Here is a 257-nt window from a genome sequence, read left to right on the forward strand (position 1 = left end):
GGTCGGGCATCCGCCTGCGGTCGGGCGAGCGCCTGCCCGCGGGCCGCGACGACGGGACCGCGCGACAGGGAGGCGGCGGCGACGGCAGCGTTGTCGATGACACGGTTGACGATCATGTCGGCGACGGCGGGCTCGACCTCGACCGGGTCGACGGCGACCTGGGCGATCTTCCAGGCGAGCTCGTCGGAGCGCTCGAGGCCCTCGTCGCTGCGGTGGGTGCGGACGGTGTGGCGCTTCATGCGCTCTCCTTCGGTTCG

General features: G+C 73.5%; 1 pseudogene. It reads right to left on the bottom strand.

What is annotated here, in order from left to right:
- Nucleotides 1–239: pseudogene (locus FJ658_RS15525) on the bottom strand (MmgE/PrpD family protein); the annotation flags it as partial.
- Nucleotides 240–257 lie beyond the last annotated feature (18 nt).

The sequence above is a fragment of the Schumannella sp. 10F1B-5-1 genome (assembly GCF_006517535.1).
In the GTDB taxonomy this organism is placed as follows: domain Bacteria; phylum Actinomycetota; class Actinomycetes; order Actinomycetales; family Microbacteriaceae; genus Schumannella.